The organism is Brevibacterium sp. NPDC049920, from assembly GCF_040656435.1.
GTDB lineage: Bacteria > Actinomycetota > Actinomycetes > Actinomycetales > Brevibacteriaceae > Brevibacterium > Brevibacterium pityocampae.
The window spans coordinates 1-1,332 of the sequence record NZ_JBFAMF010000033.1 but is presented as its reverse complement, the minus strand read 5'-3'; the positions used below and the strand labels follow the sequence as shown (position 1 = coordinate 1,332).

The 1,332-nt window shown below is 57.7% G+C and carries 1 protein-coding gene; it reads right to left on the bottom strand.

Annotation, left to right across the window (positions count from 1 at the left end):
• Nucleotides 1–736: 736 nt before the first annotated feature.
• Entirely contained in the window at nt 737–1,201 is a 465-nt protein-coding gene (locus AB0I45_RS13895) for a hypothetical protein (protein ID WP_345031421.1), read from the bottom strand.
• Nucleotides 1,202–1,332 lie beyond the last annotated feature (131 nt).

The window sequence follows — 1,332 nt, the reverse complement described above, 5'->3', positions numbered from 1 at the left end:
AGTATCGGTCATGTCATCGGTCCTTTTCAGAGGCGGGACACCAGGTCACACCTCGGTTCGAGACCGGACCCTTACACAACTAATGAAACACCCTCGCAGGGAGTCGACGGCACAGCGGCGACGCGCGTCCCTCTGGCGCCGCCGCCGCAAAACGCCCGTGTCAAACCTCTGGGAGGGCTGCTCCCGAAGTTCATTTTCTGTCGAAGCAACCTATCTGCCAGGTCGCACGTTAGCGACTGCTGCGCGATCAAGTGTCACCCTGGCTTGACCCTAATGGAGAACTACTTACTCGGCTCCGCGTTCCACTCCAGATAGACCGAAGCGCCTGACTGATCACAGGAAGAGGTGGAATCTGGGAGATTCCACGTCTTCGTAACACCATCTTCTCAATCTCAGTATCATTTCTGCTGGGTGAATTCTCTCCGTTGACACGCAGGAGCCACAACGGTGCTGCCCTGGTGAGTTCCCGGATTCGCCGCTGCAGTTGGCGACGGCGGCAGGATTTTCCCACCCCACGACGGACAACCACTTCGCTTCGGAGCATTCCGCTAAAGATCCACGCGCATCTGAACTGTCACTTGCGACACGGAGTCCATGAGGCGAAGAGGCATGAGGGCGTCCGTCGTGGTTGGTCCGATTTGGGCCCAGGTGGGGCAGGCTCGTCATGCTGTGCTGCCGCCGTTATCCAACTCCTCTTTTCGTCCAATCGAGGCGGATCGGAAAACCTTGCTGCGTGTCAGTTGGAGCAGCTTCTAATGGAAGAGATTCCGTTGGAGGGAAAGCGTTTCATCGCCTCATTCCAAGTGGTGTTCGTCGCGAATGCCATGAGTTCCATTGCTAGGCCCTTGCTCGGTCGGCTCTGCAGGATGCAATCTCGAATTCGAGCTGCGACATTCTCCATGGTGAATGGATCGTCCACGAAGCTCTGTACAACTGGGAGCTCGGCGCGAGATGCCCGCAACCCGATTCCCGATTTCGACGGGTGCGACGATCGGAGATTGTTTATTTTCATGGCCACGCTGTTCGGGCTTCGGAAACTTGCGTCACAGGCTCCAGGAGGAAAATAGTCGGCGGATCGCAGTAGCTCGGATAGTTCCGGGATGCCTGGCGTATTCGCCCGAACCCCTGTCCACTTCAGATCGTTAGCGACGTCTGCCGCCAGAATCATCTCCTCAAGCGTCCAATGCATCGGTGTGGCCATGTTTTCAGAGTACCGCCTCGGCGGGTGTTCAATGCAGGTGTTTAGCCGCGGGGTTCGGTAGCGTGCGTGGGACGGTCCGGTAGCACTGGCGGGTGGAGTCGGTAGCGCTTGCGGGTGTTGTGTTCCAGGAT